Annotated in this window: 13 protein-coding genes; 9 read left to right on the top strand and 4 right to left on the bottom strand. The window is 72.0% G+C overall.

Annotated features, from left to right (window positions below; genetic code table 11):
• Positions 1–21: 21 nt before the first annotated feature.
• Positions 22–1437, bottom strand: a complete 1416-nt coding sequence (locus Microterr_RS08885; RefSeq protein ID WP_263798318.1) for a basic amino acid/polyamine antiporter — start codon at positions 1435–1437, stop codon at positions 22–24.
• A gap of 71 nt (positions 1438–1508) precedes the next feature.
• Here Microterr_RS08885 and Microterr_RS08880 point away from each other — a divergent pair, with 71 nt between their 5' ends.
• A complete protein-coding gene (locus Microterr_RS08880; protein ID WP_263798319.1) occupies positions 1509–2108 on the top strand; it encodes a gamma carbonic anhydrase family protein in 600 nt (199 codons plus the stop codon).
• 13 nt (positions 2109–2121) lie between these two features.
• Here Microterr_RS08880 and Microterr_RS08875 read toward each other — a convergent pair whose 3' ends face one another.
• Positions 2122–2298: a hypothetical protein gene (locus tag Microterr_RS08875; RefSeq protein ID WP_263798320.1), complete on the bottom strand. Its 177-nt coding sequence runs from the start codon at positions 2296–2298 to the stop codon at positions 2122–2124.
• A gap of 47 nt (positions 2299–2345) precedes the next feature.
• On the bottom strand, positions 2346–5009 hold the full coding sequence (locus tag Microterr_RS08870; RefSeq protein ID WP_263798321.1) for a phosphoenolpyruvate carboxylase: 2664 nt from the start codon (positions 5007–5009) through the stop codon (positions 2346–2348).
• 136 nt (positions 5010–5145) lie between these two features.
• On the opposite strand from Microterr_RS08870, the gene Microterr_RS08865 reads away from it, so the two are divergent.
• From Microterr_RS08865 to Microterr_RS08855, 3 genes are all read left to right on the top strand, one after another.
• Positions 5146–6291, top strand: coding sequence for a Na+/H+ antiporter NhaA (locus Microterr_RS08865; protein ID WP_263798322.1), 1146 nt, complete (start codon positions 5146–5148; stop codon positions 6289–6291).
• The gene (locus Microterr_RS08860; RefSeq protein ID WP_263798323.1) at positions 6288–6944 is read left to right on the top strand and encodes a nucleoside triphosphate pyrophosphohydrolase; all 657 of its coding nucleotides are present in this window, start codon (positions 6288–6290) and stop codon (positions 6942–6944) included. Before Microterr_RS08865 ends, Microterr_RS08860 begins: the two co-directional genes overlap by 4 nt.
• A gap of 231 nt (positions 6945–7175) precedes the next feature.
• The gene (locus tag Microterr_RS08855) at positions 7176–8435 is read left to right on the top strand and encodes a histidine--tRNA ligase (protein ID WP_263798788.1); all 1260 of its coding nucleotides are present in this window, start codon (positions 7176–7178) and stop codon (positions 8433–8435) included.
• A 24-nt stretch (positions 8436–8459) separates the two neighbouring features.
• Here Microterr_RS08855 and Microterr_RS08850 read toward each other — a convergent pair whose 3' ends face one another.
• Positions 8460–8933 (bottom strand): DUF4442 domain-containing protein, encoded by a 474-nt coding sequence (locus Microterr_RS08850; protein ID WP_263798324.1) that lies wholly within the window; start codon positions 8931–8933, stop codon positions 8460–8462.
• A 101-nt stretch (positions 8934–9034) separates the two neighbouring features.
• Here Microterr_RS08850 and Microterr_RS08845 point away from each other — a divergent pair, with 101 nt between their 5' ends.
• From Microterr_RS08845 to Microterr_RS08825, 5 genes are all read left to right on the top strand, one after another.
• Complete coding sequence (locus Microterr_RS08845) at positions 9035–9703, top strand: O-methyltransferase (protein ID WP_263798325.1); 669 nt, start codon at positions 9035–9037, stop codon at positions 9701–9703.
• 114 nt (positions 9704–9817) lie between these two features.
• Positions 9818–11098: a phosphopyruvate hydratase gene (gene eno, locus Microterr_RS08840; protein ID WP_263798326.1), complete on the top strand. Its 1281-nt coding sequence runs from the start codon at positions 9818–9820 to the stop codon at positions 11096–11098.
• 22 nt (positions 11099–11120) lie between these two features.
• Positions 11121–11612, top strand: a complete 492-nt coding sequence (locus Microterr_RS08835; protein WP_263798327.1) for an FtsB family cell division protein — start codon at positions 11121–11123, stop codon at positions 11610–11612.
• Between the two features lie 86 nt (positions 11613–11698).
• Positions 11699–12169, top strand: a complete 471-nt coding sequence (locus tag Microterr_RS08830) for a DUF501 domain-containing protein (protein WP_404810195.1) — start codon at positions 11699–11701, stop codon at positions 12167–12169.
• A complete protein-coding gene (locus Microterr_RS08825) occupies positions 12166–13494 on the top strand; it encodes a S8 family serine peptidase (RefSeq protein WP_263798329.1) in 1329 nt (442 codons plus the stop codon). The genes Microterr_RS08830 and Microterr_RS08825 overlap by 4 nt, the downstream gene beginning before the upstream one ends.
• The last annotated feature ends 41 nt before the right edge of the window (positions 13495–13535 follow it).

Raw genomic sequence — 13535 nt, 5'->3', positions numbered from 1 at the left:
GACCATGTGACGCGGGCCGGCTCAGATCGAGATCCACCCGGTCACGAGCGCGACCACGCCCACGATCGCCCCCAGTGCGACGACCGTGAAGATCACCGCCTCGCCGCGGGTGAAGATGCGGCGTCCCTGCTCGCGGCGCGAGATCGCGAACAGCACGGTCGCGGGCGCGTAGACGATCAGCGAGACGAGCAGATAGGTCGTGCCGGACGCGAGCAGCAGGAAGATGGCGTAGGCCGTCGCGAGCAGGGCGACGGGCAGATCCGCGCGCCCGCGGCCGTCCGGGTCGGTCAGCGCGATGCGCAGCGCGTAGCCCGCGGCCAGGAGGTACGGGACCAGCATCAGAGAGCTGGTGAGATCGAGGGCGAAGTTGAACGCGTCGGCCGAGAACAGCACGACGACAAGGCCGACCTGGGCGACGGCGGCCGTCATCAGCAGGGCCGACACCGGCACGTCGCGGTGGTCCGTCGTGCGCAGGAAGCGCGGCATGTCGTCGTCGCGGGCCGCCGCCAGCAGCACCTCGGCGGCCATCAGCGTCCACGCCAGGTATGCGCCGAGCACCGCGACGATCAGGCCGATGCTGATCAGGATCGCCCCCCACTGGCCGACGACCGCCTCGAGCACGCCGGCCATCGACGGCTGCCGCAGCGCCGCGATCTTCTCGCGCGGGAGGATGCCGTACGAGACGATCGTGACGGACGCGAACACGGCGAACACGCTCGCGAAGCCCAGGGTCGTCGCACGGCCGATGTCCTGACGCCGACGCGCGTGTCGGGAGTAGACGCTGGCGCCCTCGACTCCCAGGAAGACGAAGACGGTGACGAGCATCGTGGCCCGCACCTGCGAGAAGAGCGAGCCCGCGTCGTCGCCGCCCGCCCAGTTCGCCGCGAACACGGCGGGGTCGAACGCGAACACGCACAGTGCGACGAAGACGAGGATCGGCACGATCTTCGCGACCGTGACCACCCGGTTGATCGCGGCGGCCTGCCGCGCACCCAGCCGGATGAGGAAGAAGAACGTCCAAAGCAGCACCGAGGCCACGAGGACCGCGGCGGGGGTGTCGCCCGCGCCGAAGACCGGGGCGATCGCGCCGAGCGTCGACATGATGAACACGAGGTAGAACACATTCCCCGCGACCGCGCTCGCCCAGTAGCCGAACGCGGAGAAGAAGCCCGGATACTGCCCGAACCCCGCCTTGGCGTACGCGTAGACCCCCGCGTCGAGGTGCGGCCTGCGGATCGCGAGCCGCTGGAAGACGAGGGCGAGCATGAACGTGCCCGTGCCGGCGACCGCCCAGGCGATGAGGGCGCCGGCGACCCCGGTCTCTGCGGCGAAGCGTCCAGGCAGCGAGAAGACGCCTGCGCCGACCATGGACCCGACGACGAGGCCGCTCAGCGTCAGCATCGACAGCCGCGCGGGCGCGGTGGTGTTCTCGGTCACGCACCCAGGATGGCAGGTCCGCCGCTCCGAGGGTGCGCGGCGATACGCTGGCACCGTTCGAGGGAGGCAGCGTGGAGTTCCAGCACCTCGGGGCGAGGCCCCGCATCCATCGCGACGCGGTGATCGCACCCACGGCCGTCATCAGCGGCGACGTCGAGATCGGCGCAGACTGCCAGGTGCTGCACGGCGCGGTGATCACCGCCGAGGGCGGCCCGATCACGCTCGGCGCGAGCGTCATCGTGATGGAGAACGCGCTCATCCGGGCGAGCGCGACCCATCCGGTGCACATCGGAGACCACACCCTGGTCGGGCCGATGGCGAGCATCTCGGGCGCCACCATCGGCGAGGAGGTCTTCCTCGCGACCGGCACCCGGGTCTTCAACGGCGCACGGGTGGGGGAGCGCAGCGAGGTGCGGATCAACGCCGTCGTGCATCTGCGCACGGTGCTGCCTGCGGAGTCGGTCGTCCCGATCGGCTGGGTCGCGGTCGGCGACCCCGCTCAGCTGCTCTCACCCGACCGGCACGAAGAGATCTGGGCGCTGCAGAAGGACCTCGACTTCCCCGGCTACGTGTTCGGGCTCGACCGGCAGACACCGGACCTGATGGTGCAGCTCACCGAGCGCTACGGCAGCAGCCTCGCGCGCCACTCCCGCGACGAGCGCGTGGACTGACCGGCGCGGCGGGTCAGGACCAGAGCAGGCCGCAGTCGCGGCAGCCGAACTCGAGGCGGTCGACCCACCCCTGCTCGTGTCCGAGCTCCCTGCGCCGCTCGAGGTCGATCGCGAACCAGTGCGGCTCGACGACACGGACATCGAGCGAGCCGCAGCCGGGGCACATCTCTACGACGACGGATCGTGTCATGCCGACACGGTAACCCCGGGCCGCCGCTCACTCGGCAGCGACGCGCGTCACCCGGTGTTCTGCAGGCCGGCGGCCACGCCGCTGACCGACAGCAGCAGCAGGCGCTGCGCATCCGCGGGCGCCGGGTGCGACTCGTCGCGCAGCGCCCGGAGCGCCCGCAGCTGCAGCAGCGACAGGGCGTCGACGTACGGGCTGCGCATCTTCACGGCCCGCTGCAGCACCGGCTTGCCGCCGAGCAGCTCGGTGCCCGCGGTGGCGCGGATGACCCACGAGCGGGTGAGCTCCATCTCCTCGACCACCAGCGCGGCGAGATCGTCGCGGTCGCCGAGGGCGAGGTAGCGCCGGGCGATCCGGTCGTCGGCCTTCGCGAGGCTCATGGCGACGTTGTCGATCATGGTGCGGAAGAGCGGCCACTCCTCGTAGGCGCGGGCGATGGTCTCCTCGTCGCCGACAGCCTCGAGGGCAGTGCCCAGCCCGAACCAGCCGGCCAGGTTGATGCGGGCCTGCGACCAGGCGAACACCCACGGGATGGCGCGGAGGTCCTCCAGCGATTCGACCGAGAGCCCGCGCCGCGCAGGGCGCGAGCCGAGCGCGAGCAGGCCGATCTCCTCCATCGGGGTGACCCGCGCGAACCAGGGGGCGAAGCCCGGCGCCTTCACGAGGGAGAAGAAGCGCTCCCGCGACGCGGTGTCCATCGTCGCCGCCATCGCGGCGTACCGCTCCGCCGCCTCGGAGTTGCGCTTCTCGACCGAGGGCGCCGAGGCGAGCAGCACCGCGGCGGCCACCTGATCGATGTGGCGCATCGCGATCGCGGGGTCGCCGTAACGGGCGAAGATGACCTCACCCTGCTCGGTGAGCTTGAAGCGTCCGTCGACGGAGTGGGGCGGCTGGGCCATGACGGCGGAGTTCGCCGGCCCGCCACCGCGGCCGAGGGCGCCGCCGCGGCCGTGGAAGAGGGTGAGCTCGATGCCCTCCTCGAGCGCCCAGGCCGAGATCAGGGCCTGCGCCTCGTAGAGCGCCAGGTTCGCGGCGACGGGTCCGACGTCCTTCGACGAGTCGGAGTAGCCGAGCATGACCTCCAGGCGCCGCCCCGTGGCCTCCAGCCGCGCGGCGAACTCGGGATGCTGGACGATCTCGGCGAGGATCGCGGGCGCGGCCTGCAGGTCGGCGAAGGTCTCGAAGAGGGGGATGACGTCCAGCACCGGCGGCACGCCGTCGCCGGTGGCGTGCCGGGCGAGCCGGTGCACCGCGGCGAGGTCGTCGGCCGACTGCGTGAACGACACGATGTACCGACCAGCGGCGCGCGGACCGTACTGCGCCTGCAGGTGCGCGATGGTGCGGAACACCTCGAGCACCTCCTCGGTCTGCTCCGTGCGCGCGGCGCCGGAGTCGAGCTCGGCGAGCACCTTCGCGTGCACCGCGGAATGCTGGCGCACCTCGAGTTCGGTGAGGTGGAAGCCGTAGGTCTCCACCTGCCAGATCAGCTGCTGCAGGTGCCCGTACGCCTGGCGCGGTGCGCCCGCCAGTGCGAGCGACTGCTGCACGACGCGCAGGTCGGCCAGCAGGTGCTCCGGGTCGGCGTACGCGAGGTCCTGCTCGCTCGCCCGGGTCGCGCCGATCTTCCGGGCGATCAGCAGCAGCAGTCGCCGGTGGTGCTCGTCGGGCGAGCGCTGCGCGATCTCCCGCGCGGCATCCGCGTCCTCGGCGGCGAGGCGGTCCCACAGCGCGACCAGCGCCGCGCTCGGCGGGGTCGTGTCGGCGTCGAGGGTGAGTCCGCGGCCGATGCGCAGCGCCGTGCGCTCGAGGCCCAGCAGCACGTGCTCGCTCGCGATCGCGGCTGCCGCGCGGGTGACCGACGACGTCACGAACGGGTTGCCGTCACGGTCGCCGCCGACCCAGGAGCCGATGCGCACGAAGGGGCGCACCACCGGCTCGCGGCTGCCCGCCGCGACACCCTGCAGCGCGTCGTCCACGCGCCGGTACACGTGCGGGATCGCGGTGTAGAGCGTCTCGTCGAACACCGCCATGACCGCGCGCACCTCGTCGGTGGGCGAGGGCTTCTCCGGCCGCAGCGGCGCCGTGCGCCACAGCGTGTCGATCTCCTCCAGCATCCGCCGCTCCGCGCGGCGCTGGTCGGCGCCGCCGCGCAGCGACGCCTCGTACTCGTCGAGCAGGCCGGCGAGGCGCCGGATGCTGGTGGACACCGCGCGCCGGCGGGCCTCGGTCGGGTGGGCTGTGAAGACGGGATGGAACCGCAGCGACTGCAGGCGGCGCAGCGCCGTGTCGTCGCCGACCTCCGCGGCCAGGCGCACGAAGGCGGCCGCGACGGAGTCGGTGGCGTCCTCGCGGTCGGGGCGGCCGTCGCGCTCGCGCAGGACGCGCACGCGCTGGTGCTCCTCGGCGAGGTTCACCAGGTGGAAGTAGCACGTGAACGCGCGGGCGACCTCCTCCGCGCGGGCGGCGGAGAAGGAGTCCGCGATCGCCGCGGCGCGCTCGAACGCCTCGGGCGTCTCATCCGTGTAGGCCTGGATCGTCGCCGCGCGCAGGCGCTCGACGTCGTCGTACAGGTCGGCCGAGCCGCTCTCGCGCAGGACCCGGCCGAGCAGGCCGCCCAGCATCCGCACATCCGAGCGCATCGGGCTCGGGATCTCCTGGCCTGCCTCGAATCGGCCGACGAGGTCGATCACTTCGGTCTGGGTGAGCTCACGCATCCCTCCACGCTAGCGCGGCGTTGTTACGCCTCTGTCACACCGGGGCCGCCCGAGACGCATGGTTACGATGGTCCCGAGGAGCGCCGGGAAGTCTGGTCGGCATCCATTTGTGCACTCCTCGAAAGGCCGGTACCCCGTGAGGCTCCTCCGCTCCGACCGCTTCCCCGCCGTTCTCCTGCTCGCCGCCGCCGCCCTCGGGCTGATCGTCGCCAACACGGCGGCGGGCCCCGCGGTCATCGACGCGTTCGCCGTCCACATCGGGCCCGCGCCGTTCGACCTCTCCCTGACCCACTGGGTGCAGGACGGCCTGCTCGCGATCTTCTTCTTCTCGGTCTCGGTCGAGCTGCAGTACGAGCTGACCAGGGGAGAGCTGGGCAGCGCCCGTCGGGCGGCGCTGCCGGCGATCGCGGCGACCGGAGGCGTGCTGGTGCCGATTGCGATCTACCTCGCGATCGCCGCGCCCGCCGGGTTCGCCCCCGGCTGGCCGATCCCGACGGCGACCGACATCGCCTTCGCGCTCGGCGTGCTCGCCATGTTCGGCCGCGGGCTGCCCTCGCGGGTGCGGGTGTTCCTGCTGGCCCTCGCGATCCTCGACGACATCGTCGGCATCGTGTTCATCGCCGTGCTGTTCGCGACCGACCTGAACCTCTGGATGCTGCTGCTGGGCATCGTGACGGCGACGGCCTTCGCGATCGTCAGCCGCATGATCGACACCCGGATCCGCCGCGGGCTGGTGGTCGTGCTGATCCTGCTCGCCATCGCCACCTGGGTGTTCGTCTTCCTCTCGGGTGTGCACGCGACCATCGCGGGCGTCGTCCTCGGGCTCGCGATGGCGCAGTCGCCCGCACTCGTCGCGCGGCATGCGCTGGAGCCGTGGATCAACGGCCTGATCCTGCCCCTGTTCGCCTTCACCGCTGCCCTGGTGCCCATTCCGGGCGGGGGAGAGGGGCTCTCGCCCGCGTTCTGGGCGATCCTCGTCGCCCTGCCGGTCGGCAAGCTCGTCGGCGTGGCCGGCGCCGGCTGGCTCGGCCAGCGGCTGCTCGGCGGGCCGCGTCTGGCGACCGGCGATCTGCTGGCGGCGGGCGCGCTGGCCGGCATCGGGTTCACGGTGTCGCTGCTGCTCGCGGCGCTCGCCTTCGCGGACGACGCGGCTGCTCGTGATCAGGCGACGCTCGGCGTGCTCGCGGGCTCGATGATCGCCCTGGCCGTGTCGGCGGTGCTGGTCAGCCTGCGCGCGCGGCATCATCGGAGGATCGCCGCCACATCGCAGGAGACGCCATGACCGATTCAGCCGACCCGCTGCGCAGCGCCGCCGACACCATGAGGGCCGTGCGCGACCGCTGCGTCTGGTCGCAGCAGATCACGCACCGCGACCTCGTGCCCTACCTCATCGAGGAGAGCGCCGAGCTGATCGACGCGGTCGAGGAGGGACCCCGCGCTGAGCTGCGCGAGGAGCTCGGCGACCTGCTCTGGCAGGTGCTGTTCCACGCCGAGATCGCCTCGCGCGACCCGGACGACCCGTTCGACATCGACGACGTCGCCCGCGGGCTGACCGAGAAGATGGTGCGACGGCATCCGCATGTGTTCGCCGGTGAGACCGCCGAGACGCCCGAGCAGGTGCTGGTGCTGTGGAACGCGGCCAAGGCGGCCGAGAAGCACACCCGCACGAGTGTGCTCGACGGAGTGAGCGAGCGGATGCCGTCGCTCGCGCTCGCGCAGAAGCTCGTCGGCAAGGCGGCCCAGGTGGGAAGTCCCGTCGACGCGGAGCGCGGCACGTCGCCCGGGCCCGCGTCCGAAGCCGAGCTCGGCGACGCCCTCCTGGCGCTGGTCGCCACCGCGCGCGCCCGCGGGTGGGACGCCGAACGCGCCCTCCGCGAGCGGCTGCGGACGCTGCAGACCGACATCCGCCAGGCCGAATCGGGCCCCACCGGCTGATCCCGCCCCCGGCTCGGAGTCCGCGCCGCAGCGCACCCCCCCCCGTCCGCCCCGCAACGCACCCCCGCCTGCCCAGAACACCTGTTCCGGCGGGCACAGGACGACGTGGCCCTGAAACCACCTCCCCTCGCCAGAACAGGTGTTTCGGCGCGCGGCGGCCGGGCCGACTGCGGGGCGCCCACCGCGACCTGGAAGAATGGTGCTGTGGCATCCGTGAACCCGCCGCGCGGCATGCGCGACTTCCTCCCCGCCGACAAGGCCCGCCGCGAGCGCGTGCTCGCCGTCATCCGCGAGCGCTACCGCGCCCACGGGTTCGACGAGATCGAGACACCGGTCGTCGAGGAGTACTCCCGCCTGCACGCAGGCATCGGCGGCGACAACGAGAAGCTCGCGTACAACGTGCTCAAGCGCGGTCTCGACGCCGACGCGATCCGGGCGGGCGCCGACGACCCTGCCGCGCTCGCCGACCTCGGCCTGCGCTACGACCTCACGGTGCCGCTCGCGCGGTTCTACGCGAGCCACCGCGGCGAGCTGCCGTCCGTCTTCCGCTCGATCCAGATCGCACCGGTGTGGCGCGCCGAGCGCCCGCAGAAGGGCCGCTACCGCCAGTTCGTGCAGTGCGACATCGACATCATCGGCGACGGATCGGCGCGCGCCGAGGCCGAGCTGATCGTCGCCACGCTCGACACGGTCGACGCGCTCGGCCTCGACGGAGGCTCCGTGCGCGTGAACGACCGCCGCGTCCTCGAGTGGATGCTGGCGAGCTTCGGCTTCACGGACGACGAGAAGCCGGGCGTGCTCATCACGATCGACAAGCTCGACAAGATCGGGCCCGCCGGCGTCGCCGCGGAGCTGCGCGGTCGCGGGACGACTCCGACCGCCGTCGATGCGTTCGAGGCGTTCCTGACCCGGCCGCAGACCCTCGAGTACCACCCGTACGGCGAGCGGCAGATCCGCAAGGCGCTCCCCGAGGGCGCACCCGACGAGGTCGTCGGACACCTCGTCGGCATCGGCGAGGCGGTGGCGGCAGCGCGCAGCGGCGACGGCGACGTTCCGCTCGTCTTCGACCCCTTCCTCGTCCGCGGCATGGGCTACTACACGGGCACGATCTTCGAGCTGGCGCACCCGAGCGTCGACTACTCGCTCGGCGGCGGCGGCCGCTACGACGGCATGATCGGCCGCTTCCTCGGCCAGGACGTGCCGGCCGTCGGCTTCTCGATCGGCTTCGAGCGCATCGTCGACCTCATCGCGGACGGTGACGCCGCAGCCGCCAGCGCGATCGTGCTCGTCCACGATCGCGACGTGCCCCTGGGGGAGCTCCTGGCGATCAAGGCCGGGCTCCTCGCGGATGGCGCCCGCGTGCGCCTCGAGCAGCGCACCAAGAACCTCAAGGCGCTGCTCGAGCGATCGGCCGCCGACGGGTACACGTCGTTCGCGACCGTGACGGCAGGCGCGGCACTCGCCGACCTGGAGATCAAGCCGCTCGCCTGACGCCGCTGCCGGGAACCCGCGGGATCAGCCTGCCGTCGACGAGGTGACGCGCTTCTTCTCGCGCACGTACACCTCGCGGCGCACCCGCGCGACGACGTCGCCGGCGGCATCGGTGATCTCGGTCTCGAACCACTCGAGCACCTTCGCGCCGCCGCGGGCGCGCTCGCGCAGCTCGGCCGCCTTCTCCGGCGGCACGTGGAACTGCGCGGTGAGCACGCCGCTCCCCGGTTTGACGAACTCGATCTCGCCGCGCGTGTCCCACACCACGTAGTCGCGGCCGAGCTGGTGCATCACCAGCATGAAGAAGTACGGATCGGTCATCGCCGACATCGATCCGCCGAACGCCGTCTTCACGTAGTTGCGGGTGATCCGGTTGACGTGCAGCTCGACGGTGGCGCGCGTCCAGTCGTCCGAGAACCGCCTGATGCGGATGCCGCTGAACAGGTTCGGCGCCCACAGGCTCATGCCGATGGCCAGGCGTCGGGGGGTGATCTGCATGACCGAGAGTGTGCCGGAGGAGACGGATGCTGCGCACATCGATGGTCGAAGACCCACAATGCACCGTTGCGACCGGGCGTCCGAGGCGGTTGGCTGACCACATGAGCGATCCCACCCCCGCGGCCTGGGCGGCCGTCGACAGCTACCTCGCCGAGACCCTCGTCGGCCACGACAGCGATCTCGAGCGCGCGCTGGCCGAGCAGAACGCCGCCGGGCTGCCGCCGATCGAGGTGGCGCCGCTGAATGGCAAGTTCCTGCATCTGCTGGCACGGATCAGCGGCGCCCGACGGGTGCTCGAGATCGGCACCCTCGGCGCCTACTCCACGATCTGGATGGCCCGCGGCCTGCCGGCGGACGGGCGGGTCGTGACCATCGAGGCCGAGGGGCGCAACGCCGCGATCGCCCGCGCCAACCTCGAGCGGGCGGGCGTGGGGGACAAGGTCGAGATCCTCGTCGGCCGCGGCGCCGATGTCCTGCCGACCCTCGAGGGCGGCGAGCCCTTCGACCTCGTCTTCATCGACGCCGACAAGGAGTCCAACACCATCTACCTCGACTGGGCGGCCCGGCTCGGCCACCCCGGCACGGTCGTGGTCGTCGACAACATCGGCAGGGGCGGTCAGGTCGCCCACGCGGACACCGGCAGCTCGCAGGTGGATGGCACGCGCGCCGGGCTGCAGATGCTCGGCGCCGACCCGCGGTTCGACGCCACCGCCCTGCAGACGCTCGACGCGAAGGGATGGGACGGCGTCGCGGTCGCCATCGTCGTCTGACAGGCGAGGGGACCTGTGGCGACGGCATCCTGATCACTAGACTCGGGCTCGGACCGATGACGCTCCGCGATCCACCTCCACGACGTAAGTCACAAGAAACGCAAGGGGTCCCCAGTGGCACTTATCGAGGCAGTAGGCGCGCGCGAAATCCTGGATTCGCGCGGCAATCCGACCGTCGAGGTGGAGGTGCTGCTCGATGACGGCATCGTCCAGCGCGCTGCCGTCCCGTCGGGCGCGTCCACCGGCGCCTTCGAGGCGTACGAGCTGCGCGACGGCGACAAGGGCCGCTACGGCGGCAAGGGCGTGCTGAAGGCCGTCTCCGCCGTGCTCGACGAGCTCGGCCCGGCTGTCGAAGGCGTCGAAGCCAGCGAGCAGCGCACCGTCGACGAGATCCTGATCGCGACCGACGGCACCGACAACAAGAAGCGCGCGGGCGCCAACGCGATCCTGGGCGTCTCGCTCGCCGTCGCGAAGGCCGCGGCGGACAGCGCCGACCTGCCCCTGTTCCGCTACCTGGGCGGACCGAACGCGCACGTCCTGCCCATCCCGCTGTTCAACGTCATCAACGGCGGTTCGCACGCCGACAACGGCATCGACATGCAGGAGTTCTTCCTCGCGCCGATCGGCGCGTCGAGCTTCGCCGAGGCGCTCCGCTGGGGTGCCGAGACCTACCACGTGCTGCACAGCGAGCTGAAGGCCGCCGGCTACGCCACCGGCCTCGGCGACGAGGGCGGCTTCGCCCCCGACCTGAAGAGCAACCGCGAGGGCCTGGACTTCCTGGTCAAGGCGATCGAGAAGGCCGGCTTCGCCGTCGGCACCGACATCGCGCTGGGCATGGATGTCGCGGCCACCGAGTTCTTCAGCGACGGCGTGTACCGCTTCGAAGGCGCGGACTGGTCGGCCGAGAAGCTCACCGACTACTACGTCGACCTCGCCGACTCGTACCCGATCGTCACGATCGAGGACGCGCTCGCGGAGGACGACTGGGAGGCCTGGGGCGCTCTGACCGAGGCGCTCGGCAAGAAGATCCAGCTCGTCGGCGACGACCTGTTCGTGACCAACCCCGAGCGCCTGGCGAAGGGCATCGAGCTGGGCATCGCCAACTCGCTGCTCGTGAAGGTCAACCAGATCGGCACGCTCACCGAGACGCTCGACGCGGTCGAGCTCGCGCACCGCTCCGGCTACACGACGATGTTCTCGCACCGCTCCGGCGAGACCGAGGACACCACCATCGCCGACCTCGTCGTCGCGGTGAACTCGGGTCAGATCAAGAGCGGCGCGCCCGCTCGCAGCGAGCGCGTCGCGAAATACAATCAGCTTCTGCGCATCGAAGAGGAGCTGGGCGACGCCGCGACGTTCATCGGCCGCTCCGCGTTCCCGCGCTACAAGGCCTGACGCACGATCGAGAGGGGGAGCCGTGAGCGACACGACGGCTCCCCCTTCCCGTGCCCGCGGGACGCGCGCGGTGCGCGGGCGCGTGGACGTGCGCGGGTGGCTCGGCGGCATCCGGCTCTCCGGGTTCATGGTCATCATGCTCGGCCTCGTCGTGCTCGCCGCGTTCGTGCTGGTGCCCACGATCGGCACGTACATCGATCAGCGCCAGAAGGTCGCCGCGCTCGAGGAGTCGGTGCAGCTCGCGAACGACGAGGTCGCCGCGCTCCGGGCGCAGCGCGATCGCTGGAGCGACCCCGCGTACATCACCACGCAGGCGCGGGAGCGGCTGTACTACGTGCAGCCGGGCGAAGTGGTCTATCTCGTCGACAACGACCTGCCGGCGTCCGCCACCCCGCAGGAGGAGGCGCCGGTCAGCGAGGACGTCGAGGCGACGCACACCGACTGGATGGCGCAGCTGGTGCGCTCGGTGACGGCCGCGGGCCTGGCCGAGACCGTGTCCGGCGAGGCGGACTGATCAGCGCCGTCCCAGCCGGGGCCGGTAGCCTGGGCGGCGTGAGCACCCCGCCGTATCCTCCCGTCGACGACGCTGACCTCGAGGTCATGCGCGAGCAGCTCGGCCGCCCCGCACGGGGTGTCGTCGGCATCGCGGCGCGCTGCGTCTGCGGCAACCCGACCGTGGCTGCCACCGCGCCCCGGCTGCCCGACGGCACGCCGTTCCCGACGTTCTACTACCTCACCCATCCCGCGGCGACCGCGGCGATGTCGACGCTCGAGGCCGGTCAGGTCATGCGAGCCCTCGCCGACGACCTCGCCGCGGATGAGGAGCTCGCTGCCGCCTACACGCGTGCGCACGAGGCCTACCTGCGCGACCGGGAGCCGTTCGGCCACGTCGAGGAGATCGACGGCATCTCCGCCGGCGGCATGCCCACCCGCGTCAAGTGCCTGCACGCGCTGGCCGCTCATGCGCTGGCCGCTGGGCCCGGCGTGAACCCGATCGGCGACCGCGCGCTCGCCCTGTCCAACTGGTCGCCGGACCGCTGCGTCTGCGCGCACCCGGGCAAGGGCGCATGAGGCGCCGCCTCACCGCAGCCGCCGCGGCGCTCGTCGCCACGGCGCTGCTCGTCGGGGCGGCCCCTGAGATCGACGACCAGGTCGACGTCGAGCACGTCGGCGTCGACGAGACCACCGAGGTCGAGGAGACCCCGGCGCCCGATCCCGTCCGGGCCAAGGAGTACTGGCTCGACGACTACGGCGTCGAGGACGCCTGGAAGAGCTCGAAAGGCGCCGGCGTGCGCATCGCCGTCATCGACACCGGTGTGGGGCGCGAGCCCGAGGAGTTCCAGGGCGCCGTCGTGGACGGCACCGACGTGTCGGGCATGGGCTCGCCGGACGGGCGCACCCCGGTCGGCGCGGTGGACGGCAACCACGGCAGCTGGGTCGCCTCGCTTGCGGCGTCCCGCGGCACCGGCAAGGGCACCGGCATGATCGGCGTGGCCCCCGAAGCCGAGATCCTCTCGATCTCGGTGGGCTTCGGGTCGTCGGTGACGGTGCCCTTCGACGAGCAGATCGCCACGGCCATGCGCTGGGCGGTCGATCACGGTGCGGATGTCATCAACCTCTCCCTGACGACCAACTCCGCGGGCTGGGACGAGAGCTGGGACGACGCGTTCCTGTACGCGTTCGAGAACGACGTCGTCGTGGTCGTGGCCGCCGGCAACCGGGGCAGCGGAACCTCGCGCGTGGGTGCACCGGCGACGATCCCCGGGGTGCTCACGGTGGCCGGCGTCGATCGGAACGGTGAGGCCAGCGTCGAGGCGTCGACGCAGGGCATCACCATCGGCGTCTCGGCGCCGAGCGAGGAGCTGCTCGGGGTCTCCGCCGACGGCGACCTCGTGCAGTGGAACGGCACCAGCGGCGCGGCGCCGATCGTGGCGGGCGTCGCCGCGCTCATCCGCTCCGCGCACCCCGAGCTCGACGCCGTCAACGTCATCAACCGGATCATCCGCACCGCGCGGCCCGCGGACGACGCGACCGCGGTGCCCGACCCGCTCTACGGGTACGGACTCGTGGATGCCGAGGCCGCCGTCACCGAGGACGTCCCGCTCGTCAGCGTGAACCCGATGGGCAGCCTCGCCGACTGGGTACGGCTGTACCGGCGCGCCGACGCGATCCCCGCGCCCGTGCCCACGGCGACCCCCGTCGAGATCGCGCCGCTGCCGCGCGCGGAGGTGCCGACGCGGCCCTCGTCGCCGCTGCTGCCGTCGCGGGAGACGCTGCTCTACGGGAGCCTGCCGCTGATGGGGGGGACCATGGGCGGTATACTGATAGCGCTCGGCGTCACCGTTGCTGTCCGACGCATCCGATTGGCGCGCGCATCCCGCACGTCGAGCCGTTGATCCGCGAGGAGTCCCACCCATCGTGTCCAGCACTGTGACCG

This window comes from Microbacterium terricola, from assembly GCF_027943945.1.
GTDB lineage: Bacteria > Actinomycetota > Actinomycetes > Actinomycetales > Microbacteriaceae > Microbacterium > Microbacterium terricola.
The sequence above is the reverse complement of the archived record's forward strand: the minus strand, read 5'-3'. Positions and strand labels throughout refer to the sequence as shown.

Excerpts from the sequence above, each read along its gene's own strand:
- Microterr_RS08875 (WP_263798320.1), bottom strand. The coding sequence starts at position 2,298 with ATGACACGATCCGTCGTCGTAGAGATGTGCCCCGGCTGCGGCTCGCTC.
- Microterr_RS08870 (WP_263798321.1), bottom strand. The coding sequence starts at position 5,009 with ATGCGTGAGCTCACCCAGACCGAAGTGATCGACCTCGTCGGCCGATTC.
- Microterr_RS08860 (WP_263798323.1), top strand. The coding sequence starts at position 6,288 with ATGACCGATTCAGCCGACCCGCTGCGCAGCGCCGCCGACACCATGAGG.
- Microterr_RS08855 (WP_263798788.1), top strand. The coding sequence starts at position 7,176 with ATGCGCGACTTCCTCCCCGCCGACAAGGCCCGCCGCGAGCGCGTGCTC.
- Microterr_RS08850 (WP_263798324.1), bottom strand. The coding sequence starts at position 8,933 with ATGCAGATCACCCCCCGACGCCTGGCCATCGGCATGAGCCTGTGGGCG.
- Microterr_RS08845 (WP_263798325.1), top strand. The coding sequence starts at position 9,035 with ATGAGCGATCCCACCCCCGCGGCCTGGGCGGCCGTCGACAGCTACCTC.
- Microterr_RS08830 (WP_404810195.1), top strand. The coding sequence starts at position 11,699 with ATGCGCGAGCAGCTCGGCCGCCCCGCACGGGGTGTCGTCGGCATCGCG.
- Microterr_RS08825 (WP_263798329.1), top strand. The coding sequence starts at position 12,166 with ATGAGGCGCCGCCTCACCGCAGCCGCCGCGGCGCTCGTCGCCACGGCG.